Source organism: Desulfosporomusa polytropa (genome assembly GCF_055380075.1).
In genome coordinates, this window is record NZ_AP042399.1 from 48980 (window position 1) to 69953 (window position 20974).

Annotated in this window: 48 protein-coding genes; all 48 read right to left on the reverse strand. The window is 37.1% G+C overall.

Annotation, left to right across the window (positions count from 1 at the left end; translation table 11 throughout):
• Positions 1-6 precede the first annotated feature (6 nt).
• Positions 7-450 (reverse strand): hypothetical protein, encoded by a 444-nt coding sequence (locus tag ACZ449_RS00325; protein WP_464256802.1) that lies wholly within the window; start codon positions 448-450, stop codon positions 7-9.
• 65 nt (positions 451-515) lie between these two features.
• Positions 516-866 carry a hypothetical protein gene (locus tag ACZ449_RS00330; protein ID WP_464256803.1) on the reverse strand — a complete coding sequence of 117 codons (351 nt, stop codon included), beginning with the start codon at positions 864-866 and terminating at the stop codon, positions 516-518.
• 16 nt (positions 867-882) lie between these two features.
• The gene (locus ACZ449_RS00335) at positions 883-1227 is read right to left on the reverse strand and encodes a YodL domain-containing protein (RefSeq protein WP_464256804.1); all 345 of its coding nucleotides are present in this window, start codon (positions 1225-1227) and stop codon (positions 883-885) included.
• A 59-nt stretch (positions 1228-1286) separates the two neighbouring features.
• Positions 1287-1424 (reverse strand): hypothetical protein, encoded by a 138-nt coding sequence (locus ACZ449_RS00340; RefSeq protein WP_464256805.1) that lies wholly within the window; start codon positions 1422-1424, stop codon positions 1287-1289.
• A 5-nt stretch (positions 1425-1429) separates the two neighbouring features.
• Positions 1430-1795: a ribonuclease H1 domain-containing protein gene (locus tag ACZ449_RS00345; protein WP_464256806.1), complete on the reverse strand. Its 366-nt coding sequence runs from the start codon at positions 1793-1795 to the stop codon at positions 1430-1432.
• Between the two features lie 17 nt (positions 1796-1812).
• Positions 1813-2043: a hypothetical protein gene (locus ACZ449_RS00350; protein WP_464256807.1), complete on the reverse strand. Its 231-nt coding sequence runs from the start codon at positions 2041-2043 to the stop codon at positions 1813-1815.
• Positions 2036-2245 carry a YgiT-type zinc finger protein gene (locus tag ACZ449_RS00355; RefSeq protein ID WP_464256808.1) on the reverse strand — a complete coding sequence of 70 codons (210 nt, stop codon included), beginning with the start codon at positions 2243-2245 and terminating at the stop codon, positions 2036-2038. Before ACZ449_RS00355 ends, ACZ449_RS00350 begins: the two co-directional genes overlap by 8 nt.
• 73 nt (positions 2246-2318) lie before the next feature.
• Entirely contained in the window at positions 2319-2645 is a 327-nt protein-coding gene (locus ACZ449_RS00360) for a hypothetical protein (RefSeq protein WP_464256809.1), read from the reverse strand.
• Positions 2646-2658: 13 nt separating this feature from the next.
• Positions 2659-2949: a hypothetical protein gene (locus ACZ449_RS00365; protein WP_464256810.1), complete on the reverse strand. Its 291-nt coding sequence runs from the start codon at positions 2947-2949 to the stop codon at positions 2659-2661.
• Positions 2946-3320 carry a hypothetical protein gene (locus tag ACZ449_RS00370; RefSeq protein WP_464256811.1) on the reverse strand — a complete coding sequence of 125 codons (375 nt, stop codon included), beginning with the start codon at positions 3318-3320 and terminating at the stop codon, positions 2946-2948. Before ACZ449_RS00370 ends, ACZ449_RS00365 begins: the two co-directional genes overlap by 4 nt.
• Positions 3317-3688: a hypothetical protein gene (locus ACZ449_RS00375; protein ID WP_464256812.1), complete on the reverse strand. Its 372-nt coding sequence runs from the start codon at positions 3686-3688 to the stop codon at positions 3317-3319. Before ACZ449_RS00375 ends, ACZ449_RS00370 begins: the two co-directional genes overlap by 4 nt.
• Before the next feature lie 12 nt (positions 3689-3700).
• A complete protein-coding gene (locus ACZ449_RS00380; RefSeq protein WP_464256813.1) occupies positions 3701-3979 on the reverse strand; it encodes a hypothetical protein in 279 nt (92 codons plus the stop codon).
• Positions 3980-3990: 11 nt separating this feature from the next.
• Entirely contained in the window at positions 3991-5211 is a 1221-nt protein-coding gene (locus ACZ449_RS00385) for an HD domain-containing protein (protein ID WP_464256814.1), read from the reverse strand.
• 156 nt (positions 5212-5367) lie between these two features.
• Complete coding sequence (locus ACZ449_RS00390; RefSeq protein WP_464256815.1) at positions 5368-5706, reverse strand: hypothetical protein; 339 nt, start codon at positions 5704-5706, stop codon at positions 5368-5370.
• 5 nt (positions 5707-5711) lie between these two features.
• Positions 5712-6005 carry a hypothetical protein gene (locus ACZ449_RS00395; RefSeq protein WP_464256816.1) on the reverse strand — a complete coding sequence of 98 codons (294 nt, stop codon included), beginning with the start codon at positions 6003-6005 and terminating at the stop codon, positions 5712-5714.
• A 65-nt stretch (positions 6006-6070) separates the two neighbouring features.
• Positions 6071-6280, reverse strand: coding sequence for a hypothetical protein (locus tag ACZ449_RS00400; protein WP_464256817.1), 210 nt, complete (start codon positions 6278-6280; stop codon positions 6071-6073).
• Positions 6281-6334: 54 nt separating this feature from the next.
• On the reverse strand, positions 6335-6697 hold the full coding sequence (locus ACZ449_RS00405) for a hypothetical protein (RefSeq protein ID WP_464256818.1): 363 nt from the start codon (positions 6695-6697) through the stop codon (positions 6335-6337).
• Between the two features lie 4 nt (positions 6698-6701).
• Entirely contained in the window at positions 6702-6944 is a 243-nt protein-coding gene (locus ACZ449_RS00410; RefSeq protein ID WP_464256819.1) for a hypothetical protein, read from the reverse strand.
• Positions 6945-6948: 4 nt separating this feature from the next.
• Positions 6949-7149: a hypothetical protein gene (locus ACZ449_RS00415; RefSeq protein WP_464256820.1), complete on the reverse strand. Its 201-nt coding sequence runs from the start codon at positions 7147-7149 to the stop codon at positions 6949-6951.
• Between the two features lie 329 nt (positions 7150-7478).
• On the reverse strand, positions 7479-7826 hold the full coding sequence (locus ACZ449_RS00420) for a hypothetical protein (protein ID WP_464256821.1): 348 nt from the start codon (positions 7824-7826) through the stop codon (positions 7479-7481).
• 14 nt (positions 7827-7840) lie between these two features.
• On the reverse strand, positions 7841-8422 hold the full coding sequence (locus ACZ449_RS00425; protein WP_464256822.1) for a DUF4241 domain-containing protein: 582 nt from the start codon (positions 8420-8422) through the stop codon (positions 7841-7843).
• A gap of 12 nt (positions 8423-8434) precedes the next feature.
• Positions 8435-8809, reverse strand: coding sequence for a hypothetical protein (locus ACZ449_RS00430; protein ID WP_464256823.1), 375 nt, complete (start codon positions 8807-8809; stop codon positions 8435-8437).
• A gap of 41 nt (positions 8810-8850) precedes the next feature.
• Entirely contained in the window at positions 8851-9108 is a 258-nt protein-coding gene (locus ACZ449_RS00435) for a hypothetical protein (protein WP_464256824.1), read from the reverse strand.
• A gap of 16 nt (positions 9109-9124) precedes the next feature.
• Positions 9125-9556, reverse strand: coding sequence for a hypothetical protein (locus tag ACZ449_RS00440; RefSeq protein ID WP_464256825.1), 432 nt, complete (start codon positions 9554-9556; stop codon positions 9125-9127).
• 6 nt (positions 9557-9562) lie between these two features.
• Positions 9563-10204, reverse strand: a complete 642-nt coding sequence (locus tag ACZ449_RS00445) for a hypothetical protein (RefSeq protein ID WP_464256826.1) — start codon at positions 10202-10204, stop codon at positions 9563-9565.
• Between the two features lie 27 nt (positions 10205-10231).
• Positions 10232-10507 (reverse strand): hypothetical protein, encoded by a 276-nt coding sequence (locus ACZ449_RS00450; RefSeq protein ID WP_464256827.1) that lies wholly within the window; start codon positions 10505-10507, stop codon positions 10232-10234.
• Between the two features lie 17 nt (positions 10508-10524).
• Positions 10525-10830, reverse strand: coding sequence for a hypothetical protein (locus ACZ449_RS00455; protein ID WP_464256828.1), 306 nt, complete (start codon positions 10828-10830; stop codon positions 10525-10527).
• 13 nt (positions 10831-10843) lie between these two features.
• A complete protein-coding gene (locus ACZ449_RS00460; protein ID WP_464256829.1) occupies positions 10844-11038 on the reverse strand; it encodes a hypothetical protein in 195 nt (64 codons plus the stop codon).
• On the reverse strand, positions 11035-11238 hold the full coding sequence (locus ACZ449_RS00465) for a hypothetical protein (protein WP_464256830.1): 204 nt from the start codon (positions 11236-11238) through the stop codon (positions 11035-11037). Before ACZ449_RS00465 ends, ACZ449_RS00460 begins: the two co-directional genes overlap by 4 nt.
• A gap of 132 nt (positions 11239-11370) precedes the next feature.
• Positions 11371-11886 (reverse strand): hypothetical protein, encoded by a 516-nt coding sequence (locus tag ACZ449_RS00470; protein WP_464256831.1) that lies wholly within the window; start codon positions 11884-11886, stop codon positions 11371-11373.
• A gap of 143 nt (positions 11887-12029) precedes the next feature.
• A complete protein-coding gene (locus ACZ449_RS00475) occupies positions 12030-12419 on the reverse strand; it encodes a hypothetical protein (protein WP_464256832.1) in 390 nt (129 codons plus the stop codon).
• Positions 12382-12690, reverse strand: coding sequence for a hypothetical protein (locus ACZ449_RS00480; RefSeq protein WP_464256833.1), 309 nt, complete (start codon positions 12688-12690; stop codon positions 12382-12384). Before ACZ449_RS00480 ends, ACZ449_RS00475 begins: the two co-directional genes overlap by 38 nt.
• A gap of 249 nt (positions 12691-12939) precedes the next feature.
• Positions 12940-13371, reverse strand: a complete 432-nt coding sequence (locus ACZ449_RS00485) for a hypothetical protein (RefSeq protein WP_464256834.1) — start codon at positions 13369-13371, stop codon at positions 12940-12942.
• A gap of 395 nt (positions 13372-13766) precedes the next feature.
• A complete protein-coding gene (locus tag ACZ449_RS00490) occupies positions 13767-13958 on the reverse strand; it encodes a hypothetical protein (protein WP_464256835.1) in 192 nt (63 codons plus the stop codon).
• A gap of 181 nt (positions 13959-14139) precedes the next feature.
• A complete protein-coding gene (locus ACZ449_RS00495) occupies positions 14140-14586 on the reverse strand; it encodes a hypothetical protein (RefSeq protein ID WP_464256836.1) in 447 nt (148 codons plus the stop codon).
• A gap of 334 nt (positions 14587-14920) precedes the next feature.
• Complete coding sequence (locus ACZ449_RS00500) at positions 14921-15352, reverse strand: hypothetical protein (protein ID WP_464256837.1); 432 nt, start codon at positions 15350-15352, stop codon at positions 14921-14923.
• Positions 15353-15356: 4 nt separating this feature from the next.
• Positions 15357-15530, reverse strand: coding sequence for a hypothetical protein (locus tag ACZ449_RS00505; RefSeq protein WP_464256838.1), 174 nt, complete (start codon positions 15528-15530; stop codon positions 15357-15359).
• A 54-nt stretch (positions 15531-15584) separates the two neighbouring features.
• Positions 15585-15848, reverse strand: a complete 264-nt coding sequence (locus ACZ449_RS00510) for a hypothetical protein (protein ID WP_464256839.1) — start codon at positions 15846-15848, stop codon at positions 15585-15587.
• A 725-nt stretch (positions 15849-16573) separates the two neighbouring features.
• A complete protein-coding gene (locus ACZ449_RS00515; RefSeq protein ID WP_464256840.1) occupies positions 16574-16954 on the reverse strand; it encodes a hypothetical protein in 381 nt (126 codons plus the stop codon).
• Positions 16955-17088: 134 nt separating this feature from the next.
• Complete coding sequence (locus ACZ449_RS00520; RefSeq protein ID WP_464256841.1) at positions 17089-17430, reverse strand: type II toxin-antitoxin system PemK/MazF family toxin; 342 nt, start codon at positions 17428-17430, stop codon at positions 17089-17091.
• Complete coding sequence (locus ACZ449_RS00525) at positions 17427-17603, reverse strand: hypothetical protein (RefSeq protein WP_464256842.1); 177 nt, start codon at positions 17601-17603, stop codon at positions 17427-17429. The genes ACZ449_RS00520 and ACZ449_RS00525 overlap by 4 nt, the downstream gene beginning before the upstream one ends.
• Positions 17604-17728: 125 nt before the next feature.
• On the reverse strand, positions 17729-17932 hold the full coding sequence (locus ACZ449_RS00530; protein ID WP_464256843.1) for a hypothetical protein: 204 nt from the start codon (positions 17930-17932) through the stop codon (positions 17729-17731).
• A gap of 11 nt (positions 17933-17943) precedes the next feature.
• Entirely contained in the window at positions 17944-18219 is a 276-nt protein-coding gene (locus ACZ449_RS00535; protein WP_464256844.1) for a hypothetical protein, read from the reverse strand.
• 14 nt (positions 18220-18233) lie between these two features.
• On the reverse strand, positions 18234-18413 hold the full coding sequence (locus ACZ449_RS00540) for a hypothetical protein (RefSeq protein ID WP_464256845.1): 180 nt from the start codon (positions 18411-18413) through the stop codon (positions 18234-18236).
• Between the two features lie 16 nt (positions 18414-18429).
• Entirely contained in the window at positions 18430-18798 is a 369-nt protein-coding gene (locus tag ACZ449_RS00545; RefSeq protein ID WP_464256846.1) for a hypothetical protein, read from the reverse strand.
• Positions 18799-18808: 10 nt separating this feature from the next.
• The gene (locus ACZ449_RS00550) at positions 18809-19150 is read right to left on the reverse strand and encodes a hypothetical protein (RefSeq protein WP_464256847.1); all 342 of its coding nucleotides are present in this window, start codon (positions 19148-19150) and stop codon (positions 18809-18811) included.
• 2 nt (positions 19151-19152) lie between these two features.
• Complete coding sequence (locus ACZ449_RS00555) at positions 19153-19437, reverse strand: hypothetical protein (protein WP_464256848.1); 285 nt, start codon at positions 19435-19437, stop codon at positions 19153-19155.
• Positions 19438-20822: 1385 nt separating this feature from the next.
• Entirely contained in the window at positions 20823-20963 is a 141-nt protein-coding gene (locus tag ACZ449_RS00560) for a hypothetical protein (RefSeq protein ID WP_464256849.1), read from the reverse strand.
• Between the last annotated feature and the right edge of the window lie 11 nt (positions 20964-20974).

Consider the following 20974-nt stretch of genomic DNA (forward strand, 5'->3'; position numbering starts at 1 on the left):
AATTAATCACTCCTTAACAATGACAGATGATATAATCGTAAGCTTAAAAGTATCTGGCATTAAGCTTTTAATTATTCTACTATCTGCTTTTGTTTGGCTATATGCCTTACAAAATAAGACTTTGTTTAAATTTTTATCGTGAATAACCAAAGTGCTAACAGGAATATTACACTCCCGTAATATATCGGCAAATTCTTTACCTGTTTCTAATGTATTTGATGTTATTTCATAAACATAAAGCTTGTCTTTTTCTAGTTTGTCCATGGCTTTCGCTGGTAGATAACTGCCAATAAATGTTGCTGCGCATAGAGCTATTAGCCCACCTATGCTATTATCACGGAACATAAACAGTAAAGACAATGCATACATAGCTGTTGCAAGTGTACTACACATAGCCGATGAAAAAGGTTTTCCTTTGTACAACATAATGCTTTTAACGGTGCCAAACACACAATCAAAAGCCTTGAATGTAAATATAGCTATAATCGATGAGCTAATAATAGTACCACTCCTAACTATCCAAATCTTGGATCATTGTAATTAGATTTTTGAAGCCATGGTTTCTTAGTTTTTTGATTTTTCGCATGGCGTTCTTTTCTATTTTTGTGTTTAATATATAGTTGAACTGCCCATTCTATTTCTTCTTTTGTTGCTTCAGATTCGGTCATATGAATATAAATTTCACCATCGCAAACTGGACAACATATAAATGTTGGAAACGACCAATAATTCTGAAGCTGACGCAGTTCCTCTTCTCCTAGTGATACTATGCCGATTCCGTTGCAATTTTTACATTTCATATAGTATCGGTCAAGTGCAGCTTTAACAAGGTTTCTTCTTTGAATATAAGCATTAATCAAGTCCATTGTGTTTCACCGTTCTTTAAGATTGTTGTAATTTTCCGTCGACAACTTCTAACCAGCCTATTGAATCACAAAAGAATTCTTTTCCATCGATCGAAACAATATCACTTACACTTAGTGAATGTCCTTTATAATCGGCGGGATGACAAATATTAAATTCTTCCCATGCCGTATTTTGATTGTATTCTTTTATGCGCTTACATTCATAGATTTTTTCATAAGCAGCTCTATCAAACGGTTTAGAAAATTTGGAGCTATTTCCCCAAAATTTACGGCTATCGCCTTGGGGTAGTTGATAGATAATCACAGTACATTCATTTACTAAGTCAATTGATTGATCATGACCATTGCATGTTTTTGTCATATGTGCTCCTTTTATTCATACAAAGTTTATGTAATCGATCATTGTCTAGGTATAAGTTTTTATAACCAACACCTTGGTCGTTCAGCTAGCTCTAATTGAAGCAACTTAACATACTTATTGTTACCTTTTTGGTAATGCCATACGATGGCATTTTTTAAATGGGCATCGCTCATAAAAACTGGATCATAATTAGCCACGGCAATTACCCCTTAATCGTTAATGCATTTAGACTAAAATCAGTATTACATCTACCACATCGGATTATTTCATTATGAGTATCGATGCGTCTAGCTTGTTGGATTACAAATCCATCTGATTCCAATATAACACCTTTCAAGTGACACACACATGACTCAACTTCAAGAGCGCCCTTATATCCACATACTGGGCAAGTATCCATGAACTTAGCAGCCTGTGGACACATATAATTATTTGCTTCATTGATATCGGTAAACGATTTGTATTCCGCTCCATGAAACCCCTTTGTTTGCTCTTCACATTCGTCCCATGAATTATATATGCCAGGTTTTCTTCCTACTCTAACAGCATAAAATTTAACTTTTGCCATAACAACCATTCCTCCGTTTATTTACTTCCCCATCCGTCTCTCACTAATTCGTAATAGACCTCTTTTTTATCCCCACCAATATCTATTTCTACATGCAATAATTTGGGTGCTCTTGCTCCTGGACGGTATATCTTTTCGAATACCTTAACGAATTTATAATGACTATCCTCGCATTGCTTGGCTTCTTTTCGTGTCTTAAAATCTTGGTTACATTTACTGCAATAATAAGTAGTTACGGACCTAACCACTTGGTTGCTCCTCCTTTCCTGGAGTTAAAGCTGCATATGGACGAAAAATATCATCTCCCCATCTAACAAGTCCGCATTTTGGACATTCATTATGAGAAGCAACAATAATTGTATATCGGTGATCTAGATCGATATCTTCTTCACCATCAACAATCTCTTCGAGTAACGATCCACAGTTAGGGCATTGCTCTTTTTCTAACATTTTTAGTACCTCTAATTAAGGCATATTCATACCTTTTTAGTTTTTCAACGTATCTATTTTACATTACTGCTCTTTATTTAACGATATACTTAGAAACAATATTGTTCTCAGAAATATAAGTACTTTCATTGTCATTATAGACGAATGAATCTTTAGAAATGTAATAGTCAAAATCGGTGTCATAAGAATATTTATTGAATAATTCGCATCTTCTCGTTACTTCAGTTTTAATGACTGCACCGATTGTGCCATATCCATTTTCTTCGTCGGTTTGATATAAGATAATGTCGCCAATTTGATACTTAGGTTTCAATTCAAGAAATAACTTGAAAAGAATATAGATACAGCTTACGAAAAACCATATTACTAAAAAGCTGCTAATTGCCTCTATTGAAATCATAAATATCACTCCCTTACCATTTACGTTCTTCAAATTCTTGAATAGCAGCTCGAATCTTATTAGCTTCCGCTTCAAGTTGAGCCAAATGTTCTTTTTTCTTTTCAACGCTAAACATAGGATCGTATGGATTATTGTTGCCATAAGCTCGCTGTATTCGTTTAACAAGGTCGACCAGCTCAATATCATCATTGATATCTGTTTGCTCGGCCTTGATAGCTTCAAGTACTTTGAGCCAAAAACAAGCATCCATACGATGCGTTGGGTGTATAGCAATCCATGAGCTTTTAATAAATCCAGATTTCATCGTATCCGCTCCGGAGCTGCTGGAGGATGCATCCAATGAGTGACTTTTGATAAATCATAAACATAATCCCAATCTTCCTCGTAGAAATGAGCGTCGCCTTGTCCATCGGTTTCTTCATTATAAATAACACCAGCTACTATGGAACCATTTTCAAGATATATATCAACTATTTCCTGATTTTTAGGGCGTTCTTGATTGATATCGATCCAGAGAGTTTTTGCACCACGACGAGCAAGATCCAATAATGCATTTTTCCAGCTCTCACGACGCTGCCGTTGGCCTTCTAAGTCTTGCGTTTCTACATAACCAGCACCAAGCTCGCATTTAATCTCGATAGTGCCTTTATCTATCTGGTCAAGAATTGTTTTCATCGATATAACTCCTTTATATTTTTGATTTCATTCCAGAACTTAATAATGATCGTTAGTGTGATGATACCTATCCAGGTAAAAATGCCTCCTTGTGCGATTGTACTTACAGCTGCATACGTATAACCCAACAATGCCAAGGTTAAGATGATTTGAGTAGCCTTAAGAATATATTTAATATAATCAGGTTTTTGTTGTTTCAGTAGTACATCGATATTATCGCTCATGTATTTGATTTCCTTATATTTTAGATTGATACAAGTATCATGACTACCGCATTTATGGCAGAAATTAGCGTTTCTGGTGGCTACAAAACCCACACCAAAGCAACGCATGCAGAATGGTAGCAGCTTTTCCGGATCGTGCGCCAAAATAATACCTCCTTAATCTTTCCAGTAGCATACTTCCAGTATGTCTCCAGGCACAACATATGCAGGCCGGCCACGATCGTAAAAGACAGTATTCCAATTATGTTCAACGATTCCCTCACGGAATTCAGGTAAATACCTATCAGGTGTAATATATTGCATAGCTATACAGGTAAGATCTTCTCCTGTTTTAACCTCGTGAGTGACTTTAACATAAGTTTTGCCCATTGCTACTATGGGTAACATCAAGATGATAACACATGTTAACAAGCTTATCAACTGTAAACGACGCATGTTAACCTCCATTATTTTTTATAACAAGCTCGAAAAGCGCGGATTTGTTCTTGAAATAACCAATCACCAATTTGCTTGCCCTTAAGTTGAGCGGGTGCTGAACTACCACTAACTGATTTAATAGCTTTAATAAGCTTATCGTAATCAGCTAAATACGAAGGTACGCTCCCAGAATCAACAGACAAAATAGTAGTAAACCCGTCGATGCCAATAGGGTTTTTACTTAATTGATTTAACAATTCTACGATTTTTCCACAGCGCACTAAATTCATAGCTCGCATATGATTTTCTATAGCAAAACGGCCGCATTTCAACCAGGTACTAGGCAATGTCATACAACGATCAAAGCTAGCTAATGCTGTTACCCCTGTATCATCATGATGCTTATGATGGGGAAGTTCAGACTTGTCTGTGAGTCCCTTGCCTAAATCATGCACTAAAGCTGCAAACCGAACTTCTACACGGTCGGTTAGTGCTGCTACTTCATCAAGTACGAGCATACTATGCTCAAACGCATCACCTTCAGGATGATACTTTGGCGGCTGAGTTTGTCCAATCAAATCATATATCTGAGGATATACAGCATCAAGAATACCGGCTTGTTTTAGGGCCCGAAAATACAAAGACGGTTTATCACACCGCAATGCTTTCTCAAGTTCTTTTACAAATCGTTCTGTAGGTTCGTTTTTAAGTTCTTCCTTACAATCACACATTAACATGTAAGTTTCAGTACTGATCATAAACTTAAACTGTGCAGCCTGTCTAGCAGCTCGTAATGCTCGAACCGGATCGTCTTTAAAATGATTCGAGGTAGCCCTGATAGTTTTGGTTCTAATATCATGCACGCCATAGAATGGATCAATGAGCTGGCCGCTAAGAATATCAAGAGCAATACTATTCATTGTTGTATCGCGCCGCGTTAGATCTTCTTCGATCGTTACACCCGGGTCAAATCGGACAGTAAAACCAGTATATCCAGTACCAGTTTTCTCTTCTGTTCTAGCCAGCGCTATCTCACAAAGCTCATTATCGACTTTGATTAAATAGACGGGAAATGATTTACCTACTTTTTCAGCCTTAGGATATGCTGTTAATAACATATCTTCAGTAATTCCGGTGACAACAAAATCTTTGTCATTTGGCTGCTTGCCCCGTAGCGAATCACGCACGTATCCGCCAACAATATAGACCGTCCCGCCCATCTCTTTAATTCGCTTAGCAAAGCCTTTCATGTTAACCTCCTTATTTCCTTTTAATTTTAATTACGGAATAACCCAATATAAGTACAACTCCCATGATTAGTATATCACCTATATACCAATACTTATCAGAAAAAGCCTGCTTGGCAGCATACAAAGTATATAAATCATTCCAGAATTCGCCCATAATTAGCTTTGCTCCAGAAGCTCATTAAGTTTGTCATCGATCTTTTTATAATACTCTTCAAAAGTATCACAAGTTGACAGTAGCTCTTTTTCCCACTCATAGCATTCTTTTTGATTAGAAGAAAGACCGGCATCATTCATGATTCTTCTGTCGTTAACAATAAAGCCATAAGGAAATACCATCAAAGTCTTAATAGCTTCCCGTTTAGCATCATAAATTGCTCCCATGGCTATATGTTTCTTCATCTTAGTTTCTGTATCGAATTCGGCTATATTGGATTCGGTAATAGTAGAATAGAGCTGCCACTTACCATCTTCAGTGGTTTTAATTTGTCTGCCCAAGATAATCACTCCTTCGATTTAGGGAATTCTCCCTCGAATTTTGTTGGCTTACCAGTTTCGTCAAGCACATTGCCACCAATAACGTAACTGCCATTGTAAGTGCGTGACAAAAAATACTCAAATCGATTCTTTTTATCGGCAATAACATAATGGTTCTTGTCGATGCGCTCCAAGATAACAAATCTGTTTAAACCATCATCGTCTCCGAGCGACTCTCCTGGTTTTGGACCGCAGCCTGCTATTATTGATGAGATCAACAAGACAGATAATATACCGACAAACATGGTTTTTCTTTTCATTATTAAACCCCCTACATATATTTAAACATATCGGCAATAGCGTTGATTTGTCTACCTAAAAACAATCACGCCTTATCATGTCTTAGTAAATCATGATCACCACAAAATGGACAATAACGAGGTTGAACACGATCATCGTTAGGAACTATAAATTGTTTTCCACAATTGCCGCAACCCCAAGCACCGACAGCTCTATAGTTTTCGACATCTTCAGAATGGGGCAACGTAGCTTTTAACTCTAGCGTGATGTTTTTCTTTTCGATAATTGAACGCATATTAATCTCCCTATTACCAGTATCTATATATGAACAGCCTCTGTTCATGGCTCACTACGCTTCTTTAAATTTCTTTAAGATAGGTTCGATGATACCAATTAAAAACTGATTAGCTAATGCCTTATCATAAAACTTAATATGCCGGGTTCCAGAGTCTTTGTTCCAAATAGCAACTTCGCCGCAATATTGAATTACTTTAGATTCCAAATAGTTATCCGGCATCTCTAAGATCCGGCACAATGTATTATAATTCCATGACATATAATTAGCAGTTTCTATACAGATACCATAGTAAGGCGGATTGTAATTATCGTAGGCTTTAACTGAGATCTTACGTAGTATATTCCATCCTTGTCGCCAACTACCACGATGGTCGATAAATTTACGAATTACTGGTTTTTCTTCGATTATATGCATAAGCTTATTTTATACTCCTTGGAGTTCCCATCGAGAATAGAACATGAGAAGTTGTGGTTGCAATCACACAAGGAGTATTGGGCGTTAATTTCAACTCACTTAGATTGATAATAAAACCTAAATCAATAAATGCAGTTTTAGAAACAAATTCCGATACTGCCGCCGCTGCATTGCTTCTATTGTCAGATTCTATAACTCCGTATATAGTGGTGTGATCGTCGGCCATCGCCGAGAATTCAAATAACATAATCTCAATCCTTTCTAATTGGCTTCGGTTGCACCGGTAATTGCCGGTATTCTCTCATAGTCATTTCTGATACGCTCAAAGGTTTTTCACAGTACTCACATTCACCATGACTAAGTACGCGATTACCAGTTGTATCGTCAATACAAAATACTGGTTTGATCTGGCCGCCGCAGCGTTCGCAATAACCTAATCTTGCTTCTTGCACGTTTATTCGCCCCTATTTTTCTTCTTTTTGCGGAAATATTTATTATTGCACCAATTGTATTCACCTGTATATTTACCGTGTAAATACATAAACACATACGGAAACCCTTTGTAAAGGCATAGTAAATTATCTTCCGATATTTTATCGGACACATGACTATAGCAACAGTTTTTACATTCCATTAATTCATCTACGCTCCCGGTTTCTTTTTAGTGGGTGCGTATGCGCCAACAAACCAACTTATGGCCATAGCAATTCCAATTATAAGTCCTAAAGACTCAACTGAGAGCTCAATCAAATAAATCGCTCCTTTGTATTATTCAAATTTTTTACTTTTTGTAAACGGCCCAGCCATCTTTCCAAAAGTCTTCCGTTCTCATTTCCCAACCTCTTTCAAACCGGCAGCCGTCTTCTGCATACATACGGTTTTGCTCATCGATGTAAATATATTCATCGGAGCCAAAATATCTATGGGTTACTTTATGGCCGTTTTGCATTAGCTTATACGCTTGGTCCTTAGTAAAGTTTGTGTTAGCCCCAAATTCAAAACAACTATTAAGTCTCTTGAAATAACTATCATGAAATTTACAATAACCTGTTTGACCAGTTTCATCGCATTGGTCTATTTTCCATTCCTTGCATAGCTCACACGGTTCCTTAGGAATTGCCTTGTTCACACCTAATTCACTCCTTAGTCTTCATCTTCTTCGTCACAAAGATGAAAATCAATAATTGCTTTGATAACTTCTCCAAAACCATTAGTGTAATATTGGCACGTATAGCTTCCGTCGCCAACACCAGATGAAGTAACGACACCGCCGGGGATAATTCCAGCTCCAGGATGCTCGTTATTGTCTTCATCATACGTAGCGTTGCAACACATACTATACCAACGTCCTTCAGAATTTGGTTTATTTCCTATCCAGTCTGGGAGCTTAGTATCGGCCGGCGCATTGTTTTTGTTTTCAAATACAGGTAAATCAAAAAATCCAGCTTGACCTGAATCTACACCTATATCGGCATTGAGAGTATGGTCAGCATGAGGCTCGACTTCGTGATAATCCTTATGTACGATTGTTAATACATGATTACGAACACCCCACTCTCTGTACTCTCCTCTAAGTACAGATGCTTTCCAAGTACCGTTTTTAACATTTTCGAGAATACCTTTACACCAAGTGTCCATGCTATAACATGGATCAGAGACGGCTAGTTTTCCAGAAGTAACTTCAAAATCACCCAGTTGTATTTCTTGCAAATTATTGTTTTTCATAGCATTCACTCCTTATCTTTTAAATCTAAGATCGCCGCCAATCCAGTTTTCCATTTCATTTATATCCCAGATAATATTCTGTTTTTTAAGACGTTTAATGGCGGAGGCAATATCTTTTTTAGTATAATCGTTATTATAATATAAAGCTTCAACAATCGGTTGAATTTCGCATTGACCAGCTTTATTAATCATGCTAAACAACGATTTCTCAAGTTCTGAGATTAAATACCTCTCTACAAACTCTATATAGGTAATAGTTTTAGCTATTTCAAACATTTCTTCAACGCTTAATGGCTTTACCAATATCTTATTTAGTTTATTCTTTATTTTTATTTCAGAGCTTGGTATATAGCTATTAATAATTTCAAGCTCTTTACGAGAAAACATTATAATCACTCCTTTTAGGATTTAGACAACGTTAATTATTCTTACTTAATATCCCTAAAAGCTCTAATTTTTTGACACACTTCACAACATTCGTATTCCAACGAGCAGCCATCGCAAGCAAAACCTTGTTTATCGGGACAGCCGAAACATTCCATTTTGATGTTTTTAACCATAGGCTTATGGATACATTGTTGATGCCTATATTCATCACCGGTAGATTTTTGTATCGTATGATAACCATGTAATGGATAAATAGGCAATCCACAGCCAGAGCAAGTTTTATAAAAGGATTTATCCATACCTACTCCTTAATAACTAGGGTAAATTTACTTTTGCTATGCAATTCTTATTCATAATGTTAACTATATCAATGATACCGGTGCCACGGCAATTAAAACATTTTGTTGTTTCCGAACCAGTAAACTCACCAGTACCTCGACATATAGGACATGCTCCTTTATCACGAGTAACGATATACGATGCTTCAATAGACATGGGTGTTTCTTTAAGTTCGGGATTTTCATACTCTTTTTTAAGATAAGTAACAACTTTTGAATTATCAGGATAAACACCACGTTCAATAGCTTCCATGGTATTACGATATGGATTTATTCTGAGCTGAAAACCACAACCAACACAGAAATTATAGCTCTTGTCAAAACTCGTATGACAATTAGGACAGTGTCCTTTATGAAGTTTAGATTGTACCTTTTTAGCTTTTGCTTTATTGCGGCTACGAATAATCATCGTTAATCACTCCTTTTTAGGGCCGAATTTCTTACGGATATAAGCTTTGTGTTTCTCGCAGTTTTCTGAGTCTAAGCGTACATCTGCATCTATATCGGGAATAGTAACTTTAGTATTCATGCTTTTAATAAGAGTCTCTATAAGCTCAGGACTGTACTCACCCATAATAACAATCTTCGATTTTTCGCCGCCATTTTGACGATTACTGCGATTTGCTGATTGTGCTGCTGGCTGCTTTATAAATGAATCATAAGTTCTGCCACAGTTAGAGCATCCAAAAGCTTTGCAGGCAGGATCTGTTGGATCTTTTTCTTTTTGATGCAACTGACATAAATTATGATCTGACTGATAATGACAACAGAAATCACATACAAGGTCGCAATAACAACTTGCAGTAATGTCGAAATTAGTTAAGAGAACTTTATATATATTGTCCTTGTGTACGATTATAACAAGCTGACCTTCAGCAATTAAATTCTTAATGTAGTTAAACGTATATGTATCTGACTTAGGATCTCTATGCTTTATGGCCTTATATACGCCAGGCGCGTCCGCGATTTCCTGAAACACAGCGTAAGCCTTGCTTCTGTATTCTTCAGATTGACGGCCAACAATAGGATGTAATATATCAGTCTGTCTAATAATCATATTGGAATTGCTCCTTTTAATATTCTTTTATTGTCCGGGTATGTAGCGATATTCATCGTCAGGCACATCCTCATGAAATCCTGATGGACCATACATACAAAAAGCTATATTGACAGCTTCTCTGCTGGGATGAAATACTGTCAATGCATCGCACATTTTTTTAGCCGAAGCAGGGCTGATATGCACGTTACGTACATCGGTGGTTCCGATAGTTTCATACCATTCTGTAATGGCCGTAAATCCTTTTTCTTCGAAAGAATCATAAGGAATAGGGCCACTTTTAATAATGGTTTTCTTCGCCATCTTTTGTTTTTTCCTTTCTACTGTATATTTGGCTTAAGCACACCGATCTGCTCTCTCATTTGTTTAAGTTGCTCTTCTTGCAATTCAAGGAGGGCAGCTATTTCCCATGCAGCCCTAACATTAAAGCATCCCTCTAATGACATATACTGAGTGTTTTTATTGTAGTTAATAATTGGATTATGCGATTTCAATAATTTAATGGCTTCGGTAGCACTCATTATCGGTTCCCAGCCTCCACGATTAGTACAATCATCAACCATATCATCGCATGGAGGTTTAGTGCCGTACTTACATGTTTTGCATGATTTCTTTTCGTTATTCAATTGTATTTCTCCTTTATACATTAGGAATATAGCCGCAACCCTCATGGTCAGTTTTGCCTTGTTTGTGCAGCTCAACCCTAATAGTTCTTTCTTTGTCAGCACAGTTAAGACATATGGTTTCCTTATTAAACCAAGACATAATTCTGGTGCCTAATTCAGCACCACATCTGTCACAATTTTTCTTAGTAAAAAAATCGTCCTTAATCATGCCGGCTCATTTTTGCTTTTAAATATAAATGAATTATAGTTCCGGCCGCATAAGCCACATGCGAACTTCTCGCAGATAACATCTGTTCTATCCATTTCAGTATTTTCTGCAGTACAGAAGTCTTCATCCTTAAGCATATAGATACAGAAGTCACATACAGGAGCGCAACGGCAGTCTTTGGTTTTAGTTTTGACGGACATGAGACTACCTCCTGTAAATTTTTCTTTCAACGTAAAGCCAAATCAAGCTTATTATAAGACCGAGTACTGTAGCTTCAGTACAGACTATTAAAGCAGATTTCCAATATGGAAATGCTTTGATAAAATTTTCAGCTATTTTTTATCGCCCCTAGAATAATAACTAAATAAATTGCCGTAATAATCAGAGCCCATATTTTCGCCATCCAATAACTTATGGAAGCGAGAAAAAATAATATAAACTACATCATTGAGCATCTTCAGAAATCCATGAGATACATTGTCACCAAAAAACATACGTTCTATTAAGCGATTGTCGGTTTTTCCTAGATAACGTAATGCGAATAAAGAGCAAGCTTCCTCGTTAAATCTGACGACTATGTATTCATCACATTTTTCTATAACGATAGGCGCGGATATTAATTTAACATTATCTTTATATACAGCTTCTTTGTTTAAAGATATTGCATTTATTCCTTTTGAAATAATGCTGCATATATCGGCAACAACAATCGCTTCATTTTCGTTAAGTGATTTAATATTTTTAAACAAAAATTCTTTAGTCGTCCTTTCTAGAAACGGACGTAATGCCAAACCCCATGCTTCATATAATTTCATAGAATATATGTCATTAGATTTAATCATAATCATGGTATCACTCCTTAACAACCTATTGCTATAATATAGCATGATACTTAACAAGTTAGCAACAAGTTATTCGATAATATCATCGCCATATAGAGCTATTGATTTGCTCATACATTTATTTCTTTCAGACGGGCGTTGCGTAATTTTTATGGTGCTATACCACAATCCCATGAATATGTATTCGGACCGTCTTCGCCGTCACGCGCTGCTTTTATGATCTCACCATATCGATCGCCCGCTAAAATACGTAGCGTTTGATCTATAACCCACGTTTTATGATGTGCACCGTCGATGCCGCCATACTGAATTGCCATTGCAATAGCCCTATCGATTGTATCACTATTATTAAATGCATCAGCAATAACCTTAGCATCTCTGTACGACAGTAATTGTACCCTATTAGTATTTGGATCAGCACCAACAATCTCTTGCTTACCTACGATAACAGAATAGCCGCATCCATCATGATCTTTTAACTTAGCCATAAGATATTCCTCCTTATCCAAAATGTCGTCTGGCATCGGCTTCGTTATCAAATAGCTCGCACCCCCAATGAGTCAATCTCTTAGAGTCGTAATATTTTGCGAACCCTTGATCGCGCTTAGCCAACATATCGCATGCCTCTTTTAATGAAGAAGCAAATTCAGTCCCCATGTATGTAGCGCCACTGCTATCGCCTGACGCTCTATATCCTTCTGCCCATATTTGTATATCGCGCTTATTAGTGCTTGCGCAGCCTGAGCAGATACAGAATAGCCCCTTCGGATTAGATCCACACGTTTCATTACCTTTTGTTTCGGTAGACATATACTACACTCCTAACCATACCTATAGGTCACTCCTTATTTGTTTTAGGTATTACCATCCATGATACTTTCTACAGTCATGTGCTGCACTCATAAACAATAATCGTGTAACAGTAAACCATACATCACAGTCTGGGCATTGTTTTTCTGTGTTGAATAAGGCCCTCTCCTCGCATGTCTCCTTGATGTCGCAAGTTTCACAATCTTTAGGCACGCAGTAATTACGATGGAACTTACTCATATTATTTGATCACTCCCCTTCTAACTTCGGTATGACCATCCAGTATTCTATGTCTTCCCATTCGATCTCACAACCTTCTTCATCAGAGAAGTAATTATACGGCTTAAATGATTCTTCGAATGAAGGATGCTCAATATCCATAGCGCCAGCTACATGGTCTCCGCTAACCTTTTTAATTAATAACGGAGTTTCCAAAGGCGGCAGCTTATCGCTTAGTTTAGTCCATGGAGAAGGCTTAACTTCAGAGTCAACTAAAAGTTGTTGATTCCTGTATTTTCTGTTGCCTTTTGTATATACCAAATAACAGCCTTCGAGTTCACCTATTTCTTTACCGCAAACTTCGCATACCTTCTCAGGTGCCTTACAGTTTAATAGAGCATTCACATTTCTTGTAGCTTTTATTTCATCTTTCCATTCAGGGCAAAAACCATCCCATACCATTTTACAGCTCACCCCTATTTAATTAAGTTTGATGTTCGTTACGGTATATTGATCGGCGTATGCACATAAGCTTATGCTGTCGATTGCACGTTGGTTGCATCTATCTGCTTCAATAAAGAATACGTGGCCAATTAGCCCCATGCATGATATATCTCCTCTGCCGAATGAACGCGTATATATAATTCCACCGTTAGGGAACGCTATATAGGATCGATTATGACTGCTAGGACTTAAGGCTCCATCAGTAAATTCTTTAATATAGTCTACTACCTTATTTGCATAATCGCGAGTCTCTTTAAAAGTTAGTCCGACCAGAACAATTTTCTGATGATTAAACAACATTTTTGTAGCTATTAGTTCTAAAGCATTTTTATGTTCTATGGTAGTTATACGACTCACACTCCTAATCTACATTCATCGATAATAACCGGCTCAATAAAACCATATTCTAACGAGATATTTATATCCCTAATGTCGAGACGATCAAGGTCTGCCATATCACGATTGAAATTAAAATTACCAGATTCGATAGTCTGCTTTATGACAGACAAGAGTTTGGCCTTAGTAAATACGCCGATCAGTTGCATAGAAGAATAACTCTTCCAACAGTCACAAGTAGATAATATATAGACTAGCTTTTGGATTTGCTTTTTCATAATATTATTCCTTTCAGCCGCCCGTAATCATATTTGTGTATTATGCAGAATTGCTCCCTACCCTGCCAATTGAGATAACCTTTAATTAATAACGTATTAACAATAATCTAGACTAAATACCCTCGTCGGTTTCATTGCAAAGAACCACATCTGTACTGCTTGCAACGATCTTAATGGAATCGTTTGAGTCTCCGTCAAAAAGCACAGCAATAAGGACATCATTATCTTTAAAGAAGATAGTACCTTCCATGTCTTCTGCGCTTTCATATTCATCTAATTCCTTAGAAACATAAGCGGTACCTCCGAACATTTGAGCACCGAAGATTCCTTCGAATTTTGCGTTCTCTGAAATCACTCCTGATTTCAATGCTGAAAGTGCAACAGTTGCCGTGTTATAATTATAGGTTTCTTGGCTTTCTTCTTCGGTTAGCTTTGTTAATAGTTCCTGGAATCTTTCCCCGTTTGATCGAACAAATTCACCGATGGTAATTCCATTTTCAAATAGCGACTCAATTTTTTGAAATTCGTCGACTAGTTTGTCTAGCTCTTTTTCTGTCATGTTAATTCTCCTTATTTATATAATTATCCTACTAATCGAGATAACCATTTAGCATGTGACTCGAACTTAGCAACGATATTGTCAAAATGATCATCGCTCATAACTGAACCACACGGACCGCACCTTAATTGGTTTATACTGCTAGGCACATTAAAGGTACATTCGAATTCATCGTTGGTTAGATTAACTACCACATTAATAACGGGTACACGATTCCTTGGGAGTACTCTGCTTTCATAACTGAAATCATACATGCGTTCAGATACGAAATGTATTTTTGTATCGCCCATAGCAGCATAAACAGTAAATCCGCGCTCTTTCATTTTCTCTACAACTATGTCTCTTTGTAGTACCATGGTGAAATACCACTCTCTCTTCTTTTTTTATTTTGCATTTCAGCTATGTCTTTATCCCAATACTTGCAATATACTTTGCCGTAATTGAGGCCGCCATTAGCAATAATCTGCGTACGATTCACGCAATGACTGCACTCCATACAGTTTTCTATCTCGATGAGCTTATTATCCCTCACGCATCGAACGGCAGGTACTACGGGTATTTCTGATTTGAATTCTACGGAATTCGTATAGTCGATACAAGGCAAAAATTCTACATCATCAAACGATGCTACTATTCCTGCTCTAGTGCCATCACCATGCAAGAAGAATACTTCACGATTCTCGAAATCGATCTCGTTCACTTCATGTACGCCAGGATTGAGTTCACCGAGAAAGCGTACAAACATCTTTGGAGCATTATCACTCATGTTATTATGCCTCCCTTTGAGACTTTTCCCACAGGTCCATGCCACGACAGCATATATAGCCGCCGACAAAAACTACCTTGAACTGGAATTCTGGGCTGACAATATGATATACACAATTACTTGCTACCAGAATAGCAATGCCTAAAAGGACTTTTTCGATTAACACTTTATCTATCATACAAAACTCCCACACAAGACTTATTTACCAAAAAATATAAGTGGCGGCCGCATATTATAATAACTTAACAATTATGTTTACATCTATCGCTGTGCAGCTATTAAAAGTTGGATAAATAATATGCTCAACATCTATAACACTATACTTATCAACTCTATCTACAACTTCATAATAGCCCCTGCCAATATCTTGATCACCTTTTAAATATCGAACCATACTAATACTTTCACCGATTCTAGGAATAAACGGCTTGAAGCTAATTTCGTGCTCGATATCTATTTTGTTTCCGCTTTCATCGACGACGGTTATATTTCTCATTATATTTTTCTCCCTAATTCATATGTTGGCACATATAACAATCATAGTAACTTTCCATTCCCGCCCATGGCCCAGGCTTACTAGAACAATTCTCACATGGATTAGATTTCGATGATATAGATTTAACTATAATACTAGCCAATACATTTCGGCCGCGGGCAATACTAATGTTTGGATCATTCGAGCTACACATAGCATTATACATCGATTCTATTATCCTATAACCAAGGCCCACTAAATGAGGATATCTCTTAATCATCTTCTTGTCAATATCAATATAGCTCTGAACTATATCATACTCCCGGGAATACAATATCGGATACGAGTTAATTTCACCTAAACCTGCAATATCAAGACCACACTTAACAGCCTTGTTATGCCTTGTTAACCATGACCTTAACATGTGCATCATAATAATATGACGTTCAGCTTGTACTTCTAATAAATCCGTAATATCACCTCTTCTTGAATTGTGATATATATGAGTGGGCGGCCGCTAAGACCTTAGCTTAATACGTTTTATACTTGAATCCTTCATCGTCTCGTAAATCTACCTTAATGATACCAAGACTTACGATTGATACAATACAAGCTACTATGATAAAAAATCTTCTTTTAACGCTTATAGAAATAAATTCAGGAACTTTTATTCTCACGTTAACAACTCCTTAATTATTAGTTGGGGGGCGGCCGCATAATAACCACCCTTCTACATACTGTAATAGTTAGTTATTTAAGCCGGTACTCTTAACTACTTCTCCAATATAACCATAGGTAACAGCATGACCTATACTAAAGTTATCACTCATACATCTTAATGCTGCTATATTCCTTAATGTTGCTACTACCTCAGTATACAAAGACTGCTTTTCAAGTTCGCTTAATTGTAAATCATTTTTATAACAAATAGCCTCAATACAGCTTTTGATAGTTTCATCATAAAAATAGCTCAAACTACTTAATTCTAATACAACAGAGAAAGCTAGTTTTTTAATGGCATCATCACTCCTTAATCTTATCTGTTTCAATATACCATTTGTTGTCCATTTCCTCGTGATATAAAAATACTTCCTTATTCCGGACACGACAAATAAATATATGGCCATACCCACCACTTCTCACGACTGGACCGATATAAGATTTAATGATTTTATCAATCTCGAAGACTCTACCATCGTGCCATTCGATAGCTAATGGTTCCATAGTACCATCTTTATAGTGATTGACGGTAACTGCTACATTAACTTTGTTCATTGATTATTAATAAAACATTCATTATTTTAAAAGAATCGCTTCTACTCATATGTCCTCTATAATTATACAATGCACTTTCATCAACTTCGTGAACATTTGTGACCTTAGTCCACGATGGTTTATTGAGGCCTACCGACCTCCAATTAAGTATAGGCACCTTAAATTGGTCATGATATTTTGGCGGTTCATGCGGACCAATACTAGTAATTTCCATAACATAATAAAGACCAGCAGCTTTGTCAATATCGACAATCACAACTGGTCTTTCCTTAGTTATAACCGGATCGCCAAAACTAAATTCTGATGTGTAGATATCACCGATAATCATTTGCGAGAGTCACCCGCTTCGTCTTCTTCCCAGAACTCTCTGTCAGAAGGGTTATTAGGATCAAGCATGATTACGCCATTTACTACATTACGTTTTGCCATAGCTCGAATTTGGCCTGAAATTGATTTATGCTCCACAGGTTTAGCTACGATTTTCCTTACTACTGCTCCCATGCCATCGCCTCCTTACGCATTTCTTTGGCTATAGTATAACCTGATTTTATCTAACTTACAAGTGGGCGGCCGCACAATAGGTGTTTCTACATTCTATAATATCCGGTTGTGATACTCGGTACTTCCTAGTAGTTGTACCTTATCGGTTTCATTGTTTTTATATCTACGATATTCTCGAGCCGCAAATCAACCTTTGTATTATCTATCAACGTAACAGTATAACATCCTACACTAGCTAATCGTTTATTAAACTCAGCTACGGTGTTGATACCCTTTTCTATAATAGCTACTACAGCACCAGTAGATAGAGTTATCTGTAATACAATCATTAGATCACTCCTCATTTTTTCTTTAACCAGATAGGTGGTGTAGAACTATCTTGTATCACTACTTTTTCATCCGGATATATCCGCTCAAGGTAATAGTTACATCCATAGGTATGACACGTATAGCATTTTGAACCAACTAACCAATACATCATCTTACCACATTTAGGACATAGCTTATCTAGCTCACCTGTTCTATTCCAGTTATATGTAAGCCTTTGTACTTCTTTATTACTTAGACGATGCACATTCATATAGGCAGCTCCTTCAACACCAGAACAGTATCGCATAATGTCCAGTCCATTTATCCTTTATTTTGTTCCGTTGCATTAAGCTCATTTGAAGGAGTACAATCAGGACAACTTCGAGGATATCCCGGGCTTTCTTTTAATTGATTTGTACCTGGCTGAATCAAATCTTCCATTAGACATCCACATTGTTCACAAAGTACGCCTTTTATGATTAAGTCTGCTATGTTACCCATAGTTAACATTACCTCCTTATTTGTTATACCATACTACGTGTGTAAATACGCCGTCGGCTTTTATTTCGTTTAATATATCGACATCACAGTCTACGTACTTGTCTGATTTTTGGGAAGCCGTAGCATAGTAACCAAAGCCATCGTCATCCATAATACCACCCCGATCAACAATATCGATAAACTTTTCAATAGTCATATGATTACCGTATTTCGGTATTTCACTGTATTCAATAAGCTTATCTATTTCGTAATCAGATTCTACAAGTACAACCATATTTTTACGCATTTCTAGTTTTGTTATAGGATAAATACCGCCCATATCCACAGTCACCAAAGCATCTTTAGGCAGTTTAAATAATTCAGTTATTAATTTTTCTACATTCATGATAATCTCCTTAACACCAGAATAATACAGCATAATGATCTGGCCATTTATCTTCTATCTCTTTAGCTATATCGATATTGTCATAGCCACTATCATTTTCTTCTAAGCTATATACAATATCAATGATCGACTTACATGGCAAATAGAAAAGCTTTCCGCCGTACTTATCCTCATGCAATACTTCGTCCTTATATTTGACGTTGGAATGCAGAGGAAATACTTCTGCTTGTCTTACCATATTTTTTAATCTACTGCAAGTTTCAAAATCATATGTAGCTATGGGAATAATAGCCTCTGCCTTATTATTAACTTGATTTTCAGTTATTATATGCAAACGTATATCTACAGACATATTTATCGCTCCTTAATACTTAATGCCACAAAACTATTAGACATATCCCTTTCATTGTACCGGCTATGTACTTCTACAGGTTTCCCATTAACAGATATGATGTAGTATAAAGTATCGTATTTGTTATTCATATACCGATTAACTTCTACATTACCGTCTTTTCTTATTAATTCCGAATGTGCTGCTTCTATATTATCCATTCCAGTTAATATTGCCATGTTTTTTGCTGCATCAATTCGATCAGTAAGTTCTTCATCTGTTAATGATGCGTTAATACTATGTAGCATTCCAACATCTCCTTATTTTGTCCTATAATGACTTATACGAGATATATACATAGATGTCCTTCATTTTACCCATAAACTATTCTAATGATGCTCTACGGGTATTTCGTGAGCTTACAGTGCATGTGTAAATATAAGAAAGTGACGGTAACAATATCTCTATACTTGTCTGTTTACAAATATTAGGAGATATATTAACAAATACCGCACTTCTAGCATAAACGCTAGATTTATAGCTTATAGAGTGGGGGTATAGCGGCCTGGACAGTCGATATAGTAAAAACGAAACGATAATCTACTGCTCACGACTCCCCTTTGACTCCGTTTGCATCGCTTAAGCACTAGGTAGACCTAGAGAGATTGTTTGTTTTTTTGCGATTTTATCAAATCGCTTTTCGCATGTCCTAGACCTCACTAGACGTTCGTAGAGACATACTAGCGACATAGATTGACTTTGGTGACGTACACCAGGGTTAACGGCTCGCTACGCTCGCCGTGTACATGCTGTAGTCATAGTCAATATGTCTTGTGTGTTTGATTAGTAGATTGCGCTCGCATCTAGAGATACTCGCTCATATAATCAGACCTGAATATTTATTCTATCATAATGCATTTTCATATCAAATTCACCAGGGGGTGAATCTCGAAAATGTGAATAAATATCCATTCGTTCGGCTGAAGCCTCACTAAGTATACGGCTCGCTGCGCTCGCCGTAGGTGCTGCAGAAAAGTGTTCGTATGATTCTATTTGCATAGAGAATATACTCACACTAGTATTATCTGCAGGCACATGAATGCCTCTCGCTCTTTTTAATCGCTTTTGGCATTCCACGCTCGCTGCGCTCGCGTGTGAAGGTGAGGGTGCGGTGTAGGGGCGCTCGCTCGTGAAGGTATTGTGAACTACAGGGTAATTGGGAGCTATAGCTAAACCATGGGTAGTATTACAAAAGGCATCCGCATTATTCTTACTTGTATTTGATTCTATAGCTGTGTCACTCATTACGCTGTTAACTAAATGCATTAACATCTTGAACGCACCTCTTTCTTTTTAGTTTAGCAATCAGTGATAGGCCGACGCTTTGTAGCTAATAGCTCATAGTTCTGCCTGCACTGTTCCTTAACTAAGTTAGATGAGAATGCGTAATGAATGGATACAAATAGAATAGAAAATAAGAAGAAAGGGAATAAAGGAACGTGGAGCACTGAGAAGCTCTGTAAGCCCCTTTGTAGCACCCTTAAAGTAGTTACCCTTAAGGACACTACAAAAGGAGAGACCGCAGTCTCTACTTCGATATGGCTAACAGCATCGGCTAAAAATGCGTGGTTCGGCTCCACGTCTGCACCCTGCTGTTATTAGAGTCCGTAGTTCTACCACTTATAGGGAGAAATCATTGATTTCCAAGTTTCTCTCCATTTTTGATGATGTGCGCTAATGCCAATAGTATAGCATCGAGTTTGTCATCGAGCGAACATGTTGTGGTTGCTATCTTAATAAGTCCTTCTGCCATGATTCTGTCTTCTTTAGTCATAGTATCACCTC